Raw genomic sequence first — 16,451 nt, 5'->3', positions numbered from 1 at the left:
ATATATGTATTACTTGCTAATATAATTAAAATTAAAGTTGGCTTGAGAAAAAGCCAGGTTTTATTAGTTTTTTCTTCATACCTTCAATAACTAAAAGATAAACCGCAGCAGTATCAAATCTAGCATCATGATAATTTCCGCTACCTTGGAATAATTCATCAGCTTTTTTAGCAATTGCTTCATCGGTAATTCCTAAATAGTTAATTGTTTCAGAAAGTTTTGGGTTTTTAATTCCATTACCATTTGGAGAAGGAATTTTACATATATTTTTATAATAAGCCATGGTACAAAATGTTTTTTTAGGTTCCCAAGTTGAATCTATCATTCCAGCTTCGTATAAAGAATTAACTTCATGTTTTAAAAATTTAACATCAAATTGAACATTGTGACCAATAACGAAGTCAGCATCAAAAAAATCACCCATAAAATCTTGAATTTGCTCTAAAAACTCTAACCCATCAGATAATTCATATAGTTTTTCTAGTGAAAATCCATGAACTTCTTGTGCAGCAGGATCCATTTCATCAACAGTAAAGAAAAAGTTTTTTCCTATAGTTGTTTGTGGCTTAGTAGATGTATCTACTGTTATATAACTTAACTGACATATATGGCCAGGTCTTACACTAGTTGTTTCAGTATCGAAAAATAATAATTTCATCTTTTCCTCCAAAAATTTTACTTATTCATTTTATAATATCACAACTTATATTAATAAACAAATTAATAATAAAAAACACTTTTATATTAATTTATATTAATATAAAAGTGTTTTTTTTACTTTAATTTCTTAGATATAAGCTTTAATAATTCTATACAGGTTTCTTTAGTTTTATTATTTTTATCTAAATCAGGATTATATTCTACAAAATCTATAGATTTTACCAAGCTTGTACCTAAAATAGATATTAATAATTCTTTGCTTTGAGTAAAAGATAATCCGTTATGAACTGGAGTACCAGTACCAGGAACATATTCTGGGTCTAAACAGTCTATATCATAAGAAAGGTGAATGTTTTTTATATTTTTTTGCTTTAGTGATGATAATAATTCAGAAATAATTACTTCAGTACCTTTATTATTTATTTCTTTATTTGTCCAAACATTAATATTTAATTCATCTATCAAAGCTACTTCACCAGCATCTAAATCACGACAAGCTAGAATAAAAACATTTTCTGGTTTTACTTTAAAATTATCGAAGAAAATAGATGTTAACTTTTTATATCCTACACCCATTGATGCAGCTAATGGCATTCCATGAATATTGCCAGATGGTGAGGTTTCATGAGTATTTATATCTCCATGGGCATCAATCCAAATTACAGCTAAGTCATTTCCTAAAAATTTACTAGCACCGGCAATTGATCCTAAAGCTAAGGAGTGATCACCACCAACAATAAAAGGTAAAGTATTGTTCTCAAATGCGCTTAAAACTTTAGCAGCTAGTCCATTATTTGCTGAAACAACTTGATCTAAATACTTTAATTTTGAATTGCTTAAGAATTTATCTTCAGCATTTACTTTTTCAACTTTAATATCTCCTAAATCATAAACGGTATGATTTTCTTCAAAAATATTTATAAGGTTGTTTTTTCTTAATTCTTCAGGTCCCTTTTCTACACCAGGTTTATCACAACCATAAAAAAGAGGCATTCCAATAATACTTATATTCATAAAAAGACCTCCATCAATTATCTAAATTTTGCACAATACTTATAATAATACTTTAAATAATATAAGTAAATATTAAATTCTCTTTTATTCAATAAAATATTAGTTTTAAATATAACTTTCTCTTTTATAGTATATCCAAAATGTTATAAAAGATGTTTACAGTTCAAATATAAAAGTATAAAAATAAGTTAATTTGTTGAAAAAATGATAAAATGAGAAAAAAATAGCTATTGTATAATGGGAGATTTACAATAATTATATAAAATTTTAACAAATTACAAAAATATTCTTAAAAATTTAAATTTTCCTGTAAAATGTGGTATTATTATATTTGTTAATTTATAATTATAAAATTTAAATTACATAAACTATATTTGAAATAATAATGCATACATTTAACTTTTAATATTAAAAATTAATATTTTTGAAGGGATGGCACAGATATGAGTGAACCAAAAAGAAAAGGAAAAAAACGTTCTAATAAGAAAAGGTGGTCAACTAAGAAGAAGGTTATAATATCTACACTTATTGTTTTTGCTTTATTAATATGTACTCTTGCATCAGGGTATATGTATATTAGAAGTAAAATATATTCAGGATTAAGTCCTTCTGAGACCATATCAGAAACCGAATATAAGGAAGTTGAAGGAATAACAAATGTTCTTTTAATAGGAACTGATGCAAGAACATTAGATGAAGCATCAAGAGCTGACTCTATTATTATTGCTACATTAGATAATAATAATAAGCAAATAAGATTAACTTCATTATTCAGAGATACTTTAGTTAATATTCCAGGACATGGTGAAGGAAAATTAAATGCTGCATTAGCATATGGAGGACCAGATTTATTAATTCAAACTATAAAAGAGACATATGGTATTAGTCTTGATAAATATGTAATTATTAATTTCTGGGGATTTGAAGCAATTATTAATCAAATGGGTGGACTAGAGTTAAATGTAGAGGATTATATGCTTGATGAATTAAACAAATATATAGGTGAATCTACAGGTGGAAATGATTGTCCAGTTACACAAGCAGGATTACAAGTTCTAAATGGAAAACAAGCTTTATCTTATGCAAGAATAAGAAAAGGCGTTGGAGATGAATATGCTAGAACAGATAGACAAAGAGAAGTTTTAATAAAAGTAGCTGAAAAGTTAAAAGAAACTAAACCAAGTAAGTATTTAGGAATAATGAATAGTATGTTGGAACATATAAAAACAAATATTGAGCCAATACAAGCTCTAAATATGGCATATACTATTTATAAATTCCCAAGTTTAGATATTAAACAGCTTCAAATACCAATTCCAGAATTGGCAGATGGAGGATTATATAAGAATTTAGGTTGGGTATTCTTAATGGATAGAGAACAAAATGCTAAGTTCTTAGAAAGATTTGTATACGAAGGAATTATTCCAAGTTCAAGTGAATATGATTATGCTTCATTTAAGCAAGCGATGTCTGATTATAAATCAGAATCAGAAGAATACAATGATAGACATAATATTAATCCAGAAGATTATATAGATAATAGTGAGGATATTGTTACTCCACCATCTAATAATAATTCTGAAAATCAAAATAGTGGTAATGGAAGTCAAAATGGTTCAAATAACTCAGGTTCATCAACACCAACACCGACACCAACACCGACACCAACACCAACACCAGAACCGACACCAGAACCGACACCAGAACCAACACCGGATCCAGAACCAAAACCAGATCCAGAGCCAGTACCAGATCCAGAGCCAGCACCGGATCAAGGAGCAGGTGATGGTTCTAATGGAGCACCGGAAGGATCTTCAGGTAATAATGTAATAGTACCTTCACGTTAAACTTAAAAAGATGATATGAATAAGGTGATTCATATCATCCTTTTTTTATGAATTTATTATTAATATGATAATATATACCATAATATATGGTATAATAATTAAAAGAATAGAGGAAGGGAGTGAAATAATGGGCTCATTTAAATTACAATTACTGGGATATATTTTGAAAATTCCAGCTATTTTAATAGCATTTACAGCACAAGGATATGCTAAGTCTTTAGTTGCAGATAAGTTAGGAGATAAAACCCCAAGATTTCAAGGTAGATTAACTTTAAATCCAGCTGCTCATGTTGATTTAGTTGGATTTTTAATGATTTTAATAGCTGGGTTTGGATGGACTAAACCATTAAATACTAATCCAAGTGCATATAAAAGAGGGTATAAGGATGCAATAAAGGTTTCTATTGCAGCACCATTAGCTAATTTATTAGTTGGTTTTTTAGGCACAATACTATATGTAGCTACATATAAATTCTTACCTAATATTTTATCAGATACAATATTCTTTATATTAATTAATATGATAAGACTTATCGCTACAGTAAATATAAGTTTATTTGTGTTTAACTTATTACCTATACCAGGATTAGCAGGTTTTGAAATATTTAGGGATTTATGGCCAAAAACATTTTATAAGGTTTCAGATAAGATATATCAATATCAATTTTTAATACTTATTGCAATTATATTAATTGGAGGAAGTATTTTATCAATACCTGTAAACTTTATTTATAATGCTTTTATGACATTGGCAAGATTAATATTTGGAATCTAATAAAAAGGTGGCAATTAATTTTGCCACCTTTCCTTTTCTATAAATAAATCTCTGTGATATATTTCTTTAAAGAAATCTCTTCCACGCAATGCTTGATGTATTTCTACATCTAAATTACTTGGAGATGAAACAGTAATAACAACTTTTTCATCATCAAAATAAACTCTTAATTTTTTTACAACACCTACAAGACTTCTATCTAAACCTTCAGCTATTTTTACAAGAGCACCAATCTTATTAATTATATCAATATCTAATTTGTTTATTAAGTAAGAAAATTGAGCTAAAGGTAAATGATAGTTATTAAATCTATGAGAAGCAGCAATTGCAGCACTCATTAGATGTTCCTTATGCGTAAGTTCATTAATAAATGAGTTTAAGATAATATATAATGAATGTTTATGATGATTTTGATAGTTAATACTAATTCCACAATCGTGAAGCATAGCTCCAGTTTTTAATATGTTTAAGTATTTATCTTCTAATCTATGAATTGGTTTTAGTTCATCAAATAAAATAGAAGATAAGAAGTATACATGTTGTGCATGAGGTATATTTGAATTTAAAGAATTTAATATACCATAAATGCTATAATCTAGATTGTTCTCTATTACATCATAATTCTTATAAAGGTAATCATAAAGTAGACCTTCTCTAATTGAGTTATTAGATACTCTTATGCTATCAGGATCTGCTACTTTAACTATCTCATTAAATATAAGTAAGCAGCTAAATATGCTATCTACCATATCTAAATCCATTCCTTCAACTTTACGTCTAAGTTTTAAATCCTTACATTTTATAACATTATAGATTTCATGAATTCCAACTGGTGATAATTCATAATTATTAATTAATTCAAGAGGATAATGCGTTTTAAATTTATCTATTTTAACAACTGTTTTAGCAAAATCACCTACAAGAATTATAGATTCAAATTCATTGTTTAACCAAGATATATCATTTAATTTATCTCTTAAAAAAGAGATTGATTCATCTAAATTAGAATTTAATATTCTATCAGCAATATTGAAAGTATAAGCTAAGTTTATTCCACCAAAAGGTAGACATATCCAGTTAGCAATTTCTCTATTTTTCATAGATATTAAATTTGTTGATGTGCCTGTTATTTCAACTATAAGGGAATTAGTTGTATTTAAGCTTCTATTTACGCTTAATGCTGTAAATTTAATTTCTTCTTCCGGAGATAAAATTTTTAAATCTAAATTTAGATTTAGTTTTATCATAGATATTATAGACTCGCTATCTTTAATATCATTAAAAAAACTAGTTGTAATTGTAAAAATTTCTTTTGTTCCTGAAGCTTCACAAAGGGATTTATAGGTTCTTAAAGTAGATAAGATATAATTAAGCTTTTCACTACATAAGACACATTCTTTTGATAATTCATAACAAACTTTAAAAGGAGTTTTAAGCTCATCTATAATCTTAAAATATCCAATATCTTCAACTTCTGCTAACATTAATCTAATTTTACTAGAACCTATATGAATTATACCAACTCTAATCATATAAACACCATTCCTATCATTAATACTTAATATAATTATTATGATATATAAAAGTAGCACAAAAATAAAGGTTTGTTGACAAAAAATATTTTTTTTACTTATAATTTATTAAATAATATTATAAAGATGAGGTAAATAATGAATTATAAAAGCCAGGTTGCAGCAGCTATAAAGAGTCAATTTGATATAGGGTTAGAAACTATAGAAAAATTAATAGAAATTCCACCAAATTCAGAAATGGGAGATTATACATTCCCATGTTTTGAAGTTGCTAAGATTAATAGAAGAGATCCTAATATAATAGCAAAGGATTTACAAGCAAATATAAAAAGTGATATGTTTGAAAAAATAGAAAATATAGGACCGTATTTAAATTTTTTTATTAATAGGGAGATATTTATAAAAAATACTTTAGAAGAAATAATATTTAAAGGTGATAATTATGGAAAATCTGATATTGGATTAGGGAAAACAATATGTATTGAATACTTATCACCTAATATGTGTAAAGAATTTGGAGTAGAGAATTTATGCCACGCTGTGCTAGCAACCGTCCTTTCTAAATTGTTTGAAAAGGAAGGGTATAATGTTAAAGTGATAAATCACATAAAGGATTGGGAACAACAACTTGGTAATCTAATATATTCATATATTAGATGGGGAGATGAAGAAGCTCTAGAAAAGAATATGGTGGGAGAAGTATTAAGGATATATCATAAGTTTAAGAAAGAGGCAGAAAAAGATATATTAATTAATATTGAAGGAAAAAAATATTTTAAAGCATTAGAAGAAGGTAATATAAAAGCTATAAGCATATGGAATAGATTTAAATATTTAAGTTTAAAAGAGTTTAAAGAAGCACATAATGCTTTTAGTATAAGAACTGATTCAAATTTAGAAGAGTCTTTTTATAATAATAAGGTTAAAGTTGAAATCGATAAATTAAAAGAAAAGAATCTATTAGATGATATTTATGGGGTAAAAGTAATAAAGCTTCATAAGTATAATATGCCTCCAGCGATTGTTTTAAGATCTGATGATATACAAATAGATATAATAAAAGATTTAACAGCAGCTGTCTATAAAAAAGAGAAATATGATTTTTATAAATCTATATATGTTAGTGGAATAAATAAATCATTATATTTTAAACAGTTATTTAAGGTTTTGGAGTTATCAGGTTATGAATGGGAAAATGATTGTCTATATGTAGGTGCTGGATTAATTAAAGTTACGGATAAAAGTGTCTTGATAAGAAATGATAAAAGTAGTACTTGGAAGAATATGATACAACAAGTTAGTTCTATAATTTTGGAAGCTATAAATGAAAAAAATCCAACATTAGAAAATAAGAAAGAAATTATTAAAAAGTTAGCTATAGGAGAAGTAATCTTTACTATTTTAAATGACTCAAGAGAAAAAAATATTGTATTTAATTTTAATAAAAAGCTTTTAATTGAAGGTGAAAGAATTTTATATGTCCAAAATGTATATAATAGTGCAAGATTTATATTATCCAATGATATAGAGATAAGTAAAAATACTAATTTTAATAAATTAAATTCTCAAGATGAATTTGAATTAGTTAAGAGGTTGGAAAATTTTAATTCTATAATTCATATAGCAGTAGAGAAATTAGATCCATCTGTAATAATAAAATATGTAATTGAAGTTACAAAAGAATTAAATAAATTTTATAGTTCGCATTTAATATTAAGTTTAGAGGATAAAGATTTAATGAAGGCAAGACTAGTTTTAGTTGAAGCTACATGCAAAGTTATTAAGAATGCTTTAGATTTAATAGGGGTTGAAGTAGTAGAAAATATATAATGCTTAATACTAAGTATATAACAATTGATTTTTATTAAAATATAATGAAATCTTAATATATAATTTATAGTATTTTTGCTATAATTAATATAATATGTGACAAAAAATGGGGTGAAAAGTGTTTGTTTTTAAAAAATAATAAATATAGAGGCTTAATAATAGCTGTATTAATTACTATTATAGTAGCACTACTAGCATTTAAGTTGATAGATAATATTGATTTATTTATTAATTTAATCAAAAAATTTATTTCATTATCTATGGCATTTATTTATGGAATAGTAATTGCTTATATTTTAACTCCAATTGTAAAGATGTTTGAGTTAAAAGCAAAACTAAATAGGGGGGTAGCTATAGCTTTAACTTATGCTATTTTAATTGGTGGAATAACTATATGTGGATTATATGGAATACCAGGATTAATAGAAAATATAAAGGAAATAGGAAGTGATATTCCTAATTACATAAATTCTGTTGAGGGGTTTGTTAATGATGTATTAGACCAAGAAGAATTAAGTAGTTTTATGAAAACAACAGGTATTAAAGTTAATGTTGATACATATATATACAAAGCTGGAGAAATAGCTATGTCCGCTTTAGAAGGTTCAGTAATGAAGATGGTAAGTTTATCATCGATAATTTTAAAGTTTATTATTGGGTTATTAGTAGCTATATATATTCTTATGGATAGAGAACGATTGTTATGTGAATGTAAAAGGATGATGTATTTAGTTTTAAAAGAAGAAAAAAGCAATAAGATAATTGAATTTGTTAAGATTTATAATTCTATGATAGTAACATATATAGGAATAAAAGCTATTGATTCTATGATAATAGGAGTATTAGCTTTTATATTATTAAATATAGTAAAATCCGAATATGCAATATTACTATCCATATTAGTAGGAATAACTAATATGATACCTTATTTTGGACCTTTTATAGGTGAGATAATAGGTTTGTTAATAAATATATTTGTATCACCTATGAAAGGGATAATTGTATTTTTAACATTGTTTTCATTACAGATGTTCGATGGATGGTATTTAGATCCTAAGCTTATAGGAAATAAAGTTGGGGTAAGGCCATTTTGGATTATATATGCAGTTGTTATAGGAGGAGGTTTTTTTGGACCTATAGGAATGTTATTGGCATCACCAACAGCAGCAACAATTAAAATATATTACAAAAAACTTTTAGTGAAAAATAAGGTCATAATTTAATTAATTAAAAAATAAGAACTGCAAAATTTGCAGTTCTTATTTTTTATACTTCGAGCAGTGTGATGAACAACCTGAACAGTTGCAACCATCCTTTGAAGATTTTTTTATATTTTTAAATAATATATATCCAGCAGCAATAACTAATAAGGCTGTAATAAAAATTTCCAAATAAATTCACCTTCTTTATAAAAACGTTCTAAATAAATAATGAACCTATGTTAAATACTAAGAATGAAACTATCCAAGCTAAAACTAGTTGATAAGTTACAGAGAATAAGGTTAATTTGGATCCAAATTCCTTTTTCATAGTACCAACAACTGTGATGCAAGGTGTATAAAGTAAAATAAATACTAAGAATGATAATGCTGACAGTGCAGTGAAATGAAGAGGAAGCATTGTTTGTAAGTCACCAGCAAATATTACACTCATTGAAGAAACAACAGTTTCCTTAGCAATTAATCCTGTTAATAATGATACTGAAGATTGCCAATTTCCAAAACCTAAAGGCTTAAATATTGGAGCAATAAAGCCACCTATAGAGGCTAGTATACTATTATTAACATCTGTCATTCCAGAAAAATTAAAGTTTGATAAGAACCATAAAATTATACTCATTGCAAAAATTAATGTACCAGCTTTTACTAAAAATCCTTTTGTTTTCGCATATAACTGATTTAAAAGATTTTTTAGTGAAGGTAATTTATATTCAGGTAATTCTATAAGTAAAGGTTCTTCTTCGTTTTTAAATATTGTATGTTTAAAGATTACACCTAATATAAATGCTAATAGTATACCCAAGAAGTAAAGTGAAGCAACAACTAAACCAATACTGTTAGGGAAAAATACAGCAGCAAATATACTATAAACAGGTAATCTAGCATTGCAACTCATTAAAGGAACTAATAAAGCAGTCAACTTTCTATCCTTTTCACTTTCTAGAGTTCTAGCGGTCATAATTGCAGGTGCAGAACAACCGAAACCAACAATCATAGGAATAAAAGCTTTCCCTGATAAGCCCATCTTTCTCATAATTTTATCCATTATAAAAGCAACTCTTGCCATGTAACCACTATCTTCTAAAATAGTTATACATGCGAAAAGTGATAAAATTATAGGTAGTAATACTAATATTCCACCAACTCCACCGATAATACCATCTATGATAAGTGATTGGAACCAAGGTGCAGTTCCGTGTAGTAAATTTTCAATTATAGGTACTAGTGAGTCATTTAATAATGAATCTAATAAATCAGAAAGTGGTTGTCCTATCCAAGCAAATGTTACTTGGAATGTTAAAGCCATAATTGCAAAGAAAATAGGATAAGCAAGCCATGGATTTAGCATTATATTATCTAGTTTTTCTTTTACAGTCTTTTTAGATTTATTATTTTTTATAGTACATTTATTTAATAGGTTTTCTATGTAAGCATAAGTTTCCTTTTCACAAGAAAAATTATAATCATCATTATCGATTTTAGTAATATCGATATTTTTTAAAGCGTTTTTTATGTCATCTATACCTTGTTCTTTAGAAGCTTGGATAGGAACAACAGTAACGTTTAGAAGTTTTTCTAACTCTTTATAATTAATATTTATTCCTTTTTTTTCAGCTACATCTATCATGTTGACAGCTAAAATAATAGGTTTTTTAAATTGCTTCAGTTGCATAGTTAAATATAAATTTCTATCAATGTTAGAAGCATCTATAATATTTAAAATTAAATCTACTTGTCCATTTTTTAAAAACTCTTTTGAGACTTTTTCTTCATTTGAGAAAGTATCCATAGCATATATACCAGGTAAGTCTACTATTTTAAAATCATCAAAAAATCCTTCCTTTTTATCTACAGTTACTCCTGCCCAGTTACCAACTCTTTGATTAGAACCAGTTAAACTATTAAATAATGTAGTTTTTCCAACGTTGGGATTACCAAGTAAAGCTACATTTTTCATGTTGTCATCCCCTTATTTTTATAATTAAGCTGTTAAAATAATATTTTTAGCATCTTTTTTACGAATAGCTAAATCAAAGCCTCTTAGGTTAACTACTAAAGGATCACCTAAAGGAGCAACTCTTTTTAATTCTATTTCAGTTCCTTGAATAAGACCTAAAGCATAAAGTCTTTTGGTAAGTTTATTATTTCCATTTATTTCATATATCTTAGCTTTTTCGCCAAGTTTTAAATCGCAAATACACATCAATATCACCTCTAATTGAAAATCATTATCAAATTTTTCATACATACATAATACCAAAAAAGTAGGGCTTGGTCAATAGAAGCATAATATTAAAAACAGATTTGTTACATATTTCAAAACTAAGAAATATAAATGGTATTCACTATATTAATAACATGATATAATAAAAAGATATAGATATAATAATTTTAACACAGGAGATAAATAATGTAAGAAAGAGTGATAGTGTGATTATTCGAGAAAATCTTGTTGATGTGGAAGAATATAATATTGAAAGAATTTTAGAAGGTAAGGAGGTGTTATGTAAGCCTGAAGAGATTATATTTTTTGATTTAGAACATTATGTTTATAAAAAACCTAAATGTATAGGGGTATTTGGTGCGTGTATATATAATAGAATTGACAAAAAAATACATGTAACTCAATATATGATAGAAAATAAAAGTGAAGTAGTTGAAATACTTATTCTTGCAAAAAAATATTTTATTAATATGAAAAAGATGGGGAAAAAGGTTATAGTCACCTTTTCGGGGAATAACGATTTTACCGTAATAAAATATTTGTTCAATAAGTATAATATTTATTTTGATTTTGATAAAGAATTCAAATCGTTAGATATACAAAAAGAGTATGAGAGAAATATGAATACATCTATAGGTCTTAAAAACTTAGAAAAGGTTTTTAATATATATAGAGAAGGTGATGTTATTAGTGGTTCTAATTTAGCTAAAACATTTCATAAAGTATTAAAGGATAAAGAATATATTGAAAGAATGCCAAAGGAGAAAATAGAAACTATATTATTATATAATGAACAAGATGTTGTAAATTTATATAAGATTTTTATTACTTGGAAAGAATATATACAAATTCAAGATGAAGAAGAAATTGAAGATAATAAAGAAGAAAATATAGAAGAAAATATAGAAAAGGTTGAGGAAGAATTAAATACTGATAAAGAGATAGCGAATAATAAGGAAGAAGTAGTAAAAGAAGAATTAAGTGAAATAGAAAATTCAGAAGATTATATTGTAGATTAAATTACAAGTTTACATTGTTTTAAGGATAATATCCTTAAATGATAGATGCGCCTAAATATTTAGGCGCATCTATCATTTATAGGAATTTATTTAATATTGTATATATTTATATTATTTCCATCAGAAATAGCAATTATTGAGCCATTAATATCTGTTCTAATAGTTTTAATATTTAAAGATTTAAGACGTGATAGTGTTTCAGTAGTTGGATGACCATAAGAGTTATTTTCACCAACTGATATAATGGCAACAGAAGGATTTACTGCAGCAATAAAATCATGGGATGTAGATGTAGAAGACCCATGATGACCTACCTTTAAAATATCACATTTTAAGTTCAGATTTTGAGATAATACAGTATTTTCAGTGGATATTTCAGCATCTCCTGTAAATAAAAATGAGTTATTTAGAAACGTAATTTTTATAATAGGAGAATAATCATTTAAATTGTCACTATATAGGTTTTCTAATGGTGAATATACAGATACTGAAGTCTTTTCTCCTAGGTCTATCCCAGTTACACCATTATTTAAAATATTTATTTTAAGATTTTTATCAACTAAAGAACTAATCATATTTTCAAAAGTAGTTGAAGAGTGAGTAACTTTTGGGGAGTAAAAACTTCCGATATTATACCTTCTTATAATGGTATCCATATTACCAATATGATCTTCATGAGGGTGTGTTGCAATTATATAATCTAATTTTTTTATACTTAAGTTTTCTAAATAATCTAATAAATTTTTTCTACTACTAGATGGACCAGAATCAATAAGTAAATTTTTATTATTAACTTGAATTAAAATGCAATCTCCTTGACCAACATTTATATAATGGACAGACATTTGATTTTTATAATTATTAGTATCATTTGTTTGATAAAGAAATAAAGAAAGAATAATTATAAAAAGAGGAATAATTAATTTGAATAATCTATGATTATTATATTTAAAAAATTTCATAAATAAAAACTCCTAAGCGAAAAATATGGATATTTTTAATTATTGACCAATATTAATGTTGTAAATCTTTAGTTTATAAATATTTAACAAGTAAATTGAATGAAATATATGGAATAATATGATATAATTGTATAATATACCATAAAGCGTGAGAAAAAATAAAATGTTAGGAGGAGAAAGATGAAGAAGGAATTTTCAATAAGCAACGATAAAGTTTTGATGAACTTTTCAGCTAGATATTGTACTAATTTTGAAGGCTTATTAGAGAGTGAGGGGTTTAGGAGAGTTTTAAGTGTCTATTTAAAGAAGTCAGAGAAGAAAAGAACATTATCATATAGATATCTAATTAAAGCTTTAAATACTACTGATCTACCAAGTTTAAGAGAAGATATTACTAAAATTTTCAAATGGTTAACAATAATAGATGTAAAAGAAGTTGTTGAATTAAATCCGAAATATAGTGAACTTTTAACTAATAGGGAAGAGTTTATCAATGTAATAGAAGATTTTTATTTGTTTTGGAGAAGATTGGAAAGATATACAGTTATTCAAAATGATAAGGTTAGTCAAGGTTTAGCAGCTATGAATTTTACAGAAGCAAATTCAGCTTTTGAAAAATTGATTTTAAGATTTTATAGAAAAATTGAGCAGAATGTATTAGGAAGAAATCCACAAGTTTTTAGACAGATAACTGCTGGTGGAAATTGTAGTATTATGATAAATAAATTATTGTGGCCAATACCTAATGGATATGAAGCTTTAGAAGATATTAATTTTATAGACTGCATTTTATTAGAGCCACCATTTATAACATATCCTAAAAAGAATACAAGAAATGGAATGTTTTCAGAGGTATATGATAATCCTTTAAAATATGCTCATATAAATAAGGAGCATTGGTTCTGCTATCCAGCTAAGGTTGGAGAGTTAATAGCATATATATATTTCCATAGAGATTTTATGAATCATGGAATAACTTTATGTAATTTATTTGAAATGGCTAAACGAGAAGAATGTAGGGGAAGACGCCCTGATATTGTTTATGTTTTTGGAATAAATGATAGGGAAGAGTTAAAAACAGTATTTTATGATGATGAAGAAAATGATATAATGCTTGGATATATAAATTATTCAGAAGAGATAGATTATTTTGGATATATGAAGAAGATGATATTAACCTTGCATAATTTAATAATGATAAAAAGAGGGTATTTACCTATACATGGTGCGATGGTTAATGTTCAAATGAAAAATGGTAAAGAAGCTAATGTAGTAATAATGGGAGATAGTGGAGCAGGAAAGTCTGAAAGCTTAGAGGCATTTAGAACTTTAAGTGAAGAATATATAAGTAATATGAGTATTATTTTTGATGATATGGGAACCTTTAAGGAAATTAATGGTGAGATATATGGATATGGTACAGAGATAGGGGCATTTGTTAGATTAGATGATTTAGCACAAGGATATGCATTTAGAGAAATAGATAGAAGTATATTTATGAACCCAGATAAAATTAATGCTAGATTAGTAATGCCTATAGCACCATATAGTGAAATAATTAAAGGATATAAAATAGATTTATTCCTATATGCTAATAATTTTACTGAAATAGGGGAAAATGATAAAGCTATAGAGTATTTTTCTAATTCAGAGGAAGCTATTAAATTATTTAAATCAGGACCAAGAATGGCAAAGGGAACTACAACTGAAAAAGGGTTAGTTGAAAGTTATTTTGCAAATCCTTTTGGACCAGCTCAGAAACAAGAAGCCACTGATGTATTAATAGATAAATATTTTAAAACTATGTTTGATACAAATGTAAAAGTAGGTCAAATAAAAACTTGCCTTGGTGTTAAAGGAAGAGAACAAAAAGGGCCGAAGGAAGCCGCTATAGAGTTGTTTAATATTATTAAAGAATTATAGAGATAAAAAAGAGATTTGCATCTTATGAATTACAAATCTCTTTTTTATTATTGTAAAAATTTATCTTTTGCAAAAAAGGATATTGAGTATAATCCAGCAATACCAATGATAGCATAAACAATTCTAGCAAATGTACTCATATCACCAAATATTGCAGCAACAAGATCAAATTCAAAAAAACCTACTAATCCCCAATTTACGGCTCCAATTATAATAAGTATTAGTGCTATTGTATCTATTATCTTCATAAAAAACAACTCCTTTGGTTTTTAATAACATAGTTATTTTTTCCAAAGGAGCAATTTATATTCATAGTAATAACATATATCAATTTAATTATTAATTAAATCGATATATTTCTATCGATAGGTTGATTTAAAGATATAATAGTATCAGTTCTTTGAATTCCAGAAATAACATTTATTTTGTTCAATAGTATATCTTGAAGATCACTTATGTTTTTACAAATAACTTTAGCAAATACAGAATAGTCACCAGTAGTTAAGTGTAATTCAACAACCTCTTTAATTTTTGACATTTCCTCAAAAACCTCTGAAAAAGATGAAGTTTTATCAATATATATTCCTACGAAACAACAAACATCATAACCTAACTTAGGAAGATTTAAAAGAATTTTAGTTCCTTTTATTATCCCTAGTTCTTCCATTTTTTTCATACGCACATGAATTGTACCACCACTAACATGGCAAAGTCTTGCAATTTCTAAATATGGAGTTCTACAATCTTTAATTAATATATCTAAAATTTGAAGATCTAATTCATCAAGTTGATAGGCTTGGTTTAAACCCATAATAACACCCCTTTAATAAATTTATAATATCTTTAATATATTTTATCAAATTTTATATGAAAAATGAAGCATAAAATAAAAGTTATTATATAAAATAATAAAAAAATTAACAAATTATCAATAAATGGAAATAAAACTGGGTTGAAAATATGTTAAATTGACAGTAATATATATAGTAGAGATTATAGGAAGGAGAACGATTAATGGGGAATTTTTTATTCACACTACTTTACTTTGTAGTTTTATTAGCTATAGTATTTGGAATAATGATTTTAGGTAGAAAATATGTGTTTTCAAAAGTAATAATTAATAAGTATATACCATTAGGTATAGCTATAGCATTATTTATCTTACAAATATGTATGCCTATGATTTTAGGTGGAAATGTTATGTGGTGGGTATCTTTTGTATTAACTATATTAACAGTAACTTTCTTTTTATGGTTTATGGATATTCAAACAACTGGTGGACCTAAAAAGAAAGAAAAGAAAATTGAAATTAGACCTAAGGCTAAGCCAAATAGAGTAAAGCATTTAAATAATGCAGAAAACAATAAAAAATAAAGCGTTTAATTTGAACTGTTCTCTTTATAGAAAAAGTTTTAATTTTAAAATTATTTTCTATAAAGAGGATT

At 26.2% G+C, this 16,451-nt stretch carries 16 protein-coding genes; 7 read left to right on the top strand and 9 right to left on the bottom strand.

Annotation, left to right across the window (positions count from 1 at the left end):
• Positions 1–31: 31 nt before the first annotated feature.
• Both I4V51_RS14705 and rocF read right to left on the bottom strand, forming a co-directional pair.
• On the bottom strand, positions 32–658 hold the full coding sequence (locus I4V51_RS14705) for a 3'-5' exonuclease (protein ID WP_195989186.1): 627 nt from the start codon (positions 656–658) through the stop codon (positions 32–34).
• Between the two features lie 116 nt (positions 659–774).
• Entirely contained in the window at positions 775–1,674 is a 900-nt protein-coding gene (gene rocF / locus I4V51_RS14700) for an arginase (protein ID WP_195989185.1), read from the bottom strand.
• Positions 1,675–2,117: 443 nt separating this feature from the next.
• On the opposite strand from rocF, the gene I4V51_RS14695 reads away from it, so the two are divergent.
• Entirely contained in the window at positions 2,118–3,521 is a 1,404-nt protein-coding gene (locus I4V51_RS14695) for an LCP family protein (RefSeq protein ID WP_195989184.1), read from the top strand.
• A 127-nt stretch (positions 3,522–3,648) separates the two neighbouring features.
• Positions 3,649–4,296: a site-2 protease family protein gene (locus I4V51_RS14690; RefSeq protein WP_195989183.1), complete on the top strand. Its 648-nt coding sequence runs from the start codon at positions 3,649–3,651 to the stop codon at positions 4,294–4,296.
• 14 nt (positions 4,297–4,310) lie between these two features.
• Here I4V51_RS14690 and I4V51_RS14685 read toward each other — a convergent pair whose 3' ends face one another.
• On the bottom strand, positions 4,311–5,828 hold the full coding sequence (locus tag I4V51_RS14685; RefSeq protein WP_195989182.1) for a Ppx/GppA family phosphatase: 1,518 nt from the start codon (positions 5,826–5,828) through the stop codon (positions 4,311–4,313).
• Positions 5,829–5,966: 138 nt separating this feature from the next.
• Between I4V51_RS14685 and argS the strand changes: the two genes are divergently transcribed.
• Together argS and I4V51_RS14675 are read left to right on the top strand one after the other, a co-directional pair.
• Positions 5,967–7,658 carry an arginine--tRNA ligase gene (argS, locus tag I4V51_RS14680; RefSeq protein WP_195989181.1) on the top strand — a complete coding sequence of 564 codons (1,692 nt, stop codon included), beginning with the start codon at positions 5,967–5,969 and terminating at the stop codon, positions 7,656–7,658.
• A 122-nt stretch (positions 7,659–7,780) separates the two neighbouring features.
• On the top strand, positions 7,781–8,881 hold the full coding sequence (locus I4V51_RS14675) for an AI-2E family transporter (RefSeq protein WP_195989180.1): 1,101 nt from the start codon (positions 7,781–7,783) through the stop codon (positions 8,879–8,881).
• 36 nt (positions 8,882–8,917) lie between these two features.
• On the opposite strand, the gene I4V51_RS14670 is transcribed toward I4V51_RS14675, so the two are convergent.
• From I4V51_RS14670 to I4V51_RS14660, 3 genes are read right to left on the bottom strand one after another with little or no spacing between them, the layout of a single operon-like run.
• A complete protein-coding gene (locus tag I4V51_RS14670) occupies positions 8,918–9,049 on the bottom strand; it encodes a FeoB-associated Cys-rich membrane protein (protein ID WP_207745980.1) in 132 nt (43 codons plus the stop codon).
• Between the two features lie 28 nt (positions 9,050–9,077).
• Positions 9,078–10,835 (bottom strand): ferrous iron transport protein B, encoded by a 1,758-nt coding sequence (feoB, locus tag I4V51_RS14665; protein WP_195989179.1) that lies wholly within the window; start codon positions 10,833–10,835, stop codon positions 9,078–9,080.
• 24 nt (positions 10,836–10,859) lie between these two features.
• Complete coding sequence (locus I4V51_RS14660; RefSeq protein ID WP_195989178.1) at positions 10,860–11,081, bottom strand: ferrous iron transport protein A; 222 nt, start codon at positions 11,079–11,081, stop codon at positions 10,860–10,862.
• Positions 11,082–11,308: 227 nt separating this feature from the next.
• Here I4V51_RS14660 and I4V51_RS14655 point away from each other — a divergent pair, with 227 nt between their 5' ends.
• Complete coding sequence (locus I4V51_RS14655) at positions 11,309–12,121, top strand: ribonuclease H-like domain-containing protein (protein ID WP_195989177.1); 813 nt, start codon at positions 11,309–11,311, stop codon at positions 12,119–12,121.
• 86 nt (positions 12,122–12,207) lie between these two features.
• Here I4V51_RS14655 and I4V51_RS14650 read toward each other — a convergent pair whose 3' ends face one another.
• Positions 12,208–13,083 carry a ComEC/Rec2 family competence protein gene (locus I4V51_RS14650; RefSeq protein WP_195989176.1) on the bottom strand — a complete coding sequence of 292 codons (876 nt, stop codon included), beginning with the start codon at positions 13,081–13,083 and terminating at the stop codon, positions 12,208–12,210.
• 180 nt (positions 13,084–13,263) lie between these two features.
• Between I4V51_RS14650 and I4V51_RS14645 the strand changes: the two genes are divergently transcribed.
• Positions 13,264–15,006 carry a phosphoenolpyruvate carboxykinase gene (locus I4V51_RS14645; protein ID WP_195989175.1) on the top strand — a complete coding sequence of 581 codons (1,743 nt, stop codon included), beginning with the start codon at positions 13,264–13,266 and terminating at the stop codon, positions 15,004–15,006.
• A gap of 47 nt (positions 15,007–15,053) precedes the next feature.
• Here I4V51_RS14645 and I4V51_RS14640 read toward each other — a convergent pair whose 3' ends face one another.
• Positions 15,054–15,254: a DUF378 domain-containing protein gene (locus tag I4V51_RS14640; RefSeq protein ID WP_195989174.1), complete on the bottom strand. Its 201-nt coding sequence runs from the start codon at positions 15,252–15,254 to the stop codon at positions 15,054–15,056.
• 95 nt (positions 15,255–15,349) lie between these two features.
• The gene (locus I4V51_RS14635) at positions 15,350–15,817 is read right to left on the bottom strand and encodes an Lrp/AsnC ligand binding domain-containing protein (protein ID WP_133014714.1); all 468 of its coding nucleotides are present in this window, start codon (positions 15,815–15,817) and stop codon (positions 15,350–15,352) included.
• 203 nt (positions 15,818–16,020) lie between these two features.
• On the opposite strand from I4V51_RS14635, the gene I4V51_RS14630 reads away from it, so the two are divergent.
• On the top strand, positions 16,021–16,380 hold the full coding sequence (locus I4V51_RS14630; RefSeq protein WP_195989173.1) for a hypothetical protein: 360 nt from the start codon (positions 16,021–16,023) through the stop codon (positions 16,378–16,380).
• Positions 16,381–16,451 lie beyond the last annotated feature (71 nt).

The sequence above is a fragment of the Clostridium sp. D53t1_180928_C8 genome, from assembly GCF_015667795.1.
Lineage (GTDB): Bacteria > Bacillota > Clostridia > Clostridiales > Clostridiaceae > Clostridium.
Note: the sequence above shows the minus strand (reverse complement) of the source record. Positions and strands in the feature narration are given on the sequence as shown.

Coding starts and splice junctions, on each gene's coding strand:
- I4V51_RS14690 (WP_195989183.1), top strand. CDS start 3,649: ATGGGCTCATTTAAATTACAATTACTGGGATATATTTTGAAAATTCCA.
- I4V51_RS14685 (WP_195989182.1), bottom strand. CDS start 5,828: ATGATTAGAGTTGGTATAATTCATATAGGTTCTAGTAAAATTAGATTA.
- I4V51_RS14635 (WP_133014714.1), bottom strand. CDS start 15,817: ATGGGTTTAAACCAAGCCTATCAACTTGATGAATTAGATCTTCAAATT.
- feoB (WP_195989179.1), bottom strand. CDS start 10,835: ATGAAAAATGTAGCTTTACTTGGTAATCCCAACGTTGGAAAAACTACA.
- I4V51_RS14645 (WP_195989175.1), top strand. CDS start 13,264: ATGAAGAAGGAATTTTCAATAAGCAACGATAAAGTTTTGATGAACTTT.
- I4V51_RS14660 (WP_195989178.1), bottom strand. CDS start 11,081: ATGTGTATTTGCGATTTAAAACTTGGCGAAAAAGCTAAGATATATGAA.
- rocF (WP_195989185.1), bottom strand. CDS start 1,674: ATGAATATAAGTATTATTGGAATGCCTCTTTTTTATGGTTGTGATAAA.
- I4V51_RS14630 (WP_195989173.1), top strand. CDS start 16,021: ATGGGGAATTTTTTATTCACACTACTTTACTTTGTAGTTTTATTAGCT.
- I4V51_RS14650 (WP_195989176.1), bottom strand. CDS start 13,083: ATGAAATTTTTTAAATATAATAATCATAGATTATTCAAATTAATTATT.
- argS (WP_195989181.1), top strand. CDS start 5,967: ATGAATTATAAAAGCCAGGTTGCAGCAGCTATAAAGAGTCAATTTGAT.
- I4V51_RS14705 (WP_195989186.1), bottom strand. CDS start 658: ATGAAATTATTATTTTTCGATACTGAAACAACTAGTGTAAGACCTGGC.
- I4V51_RS14640 (WP_195989174.1), bottom strand. CDS start 15,254: ATGAAGATAATAGATACAATAGCACTAATACTTATTATAATTGGAGCC.
- I4V51_RS14695 (WP_195989184.1), top strand. CDS start 2,118: ATGAGTGAACCAAAAAGAAAAGGAAAAAAACGTTCTAATAAGAAAAGG.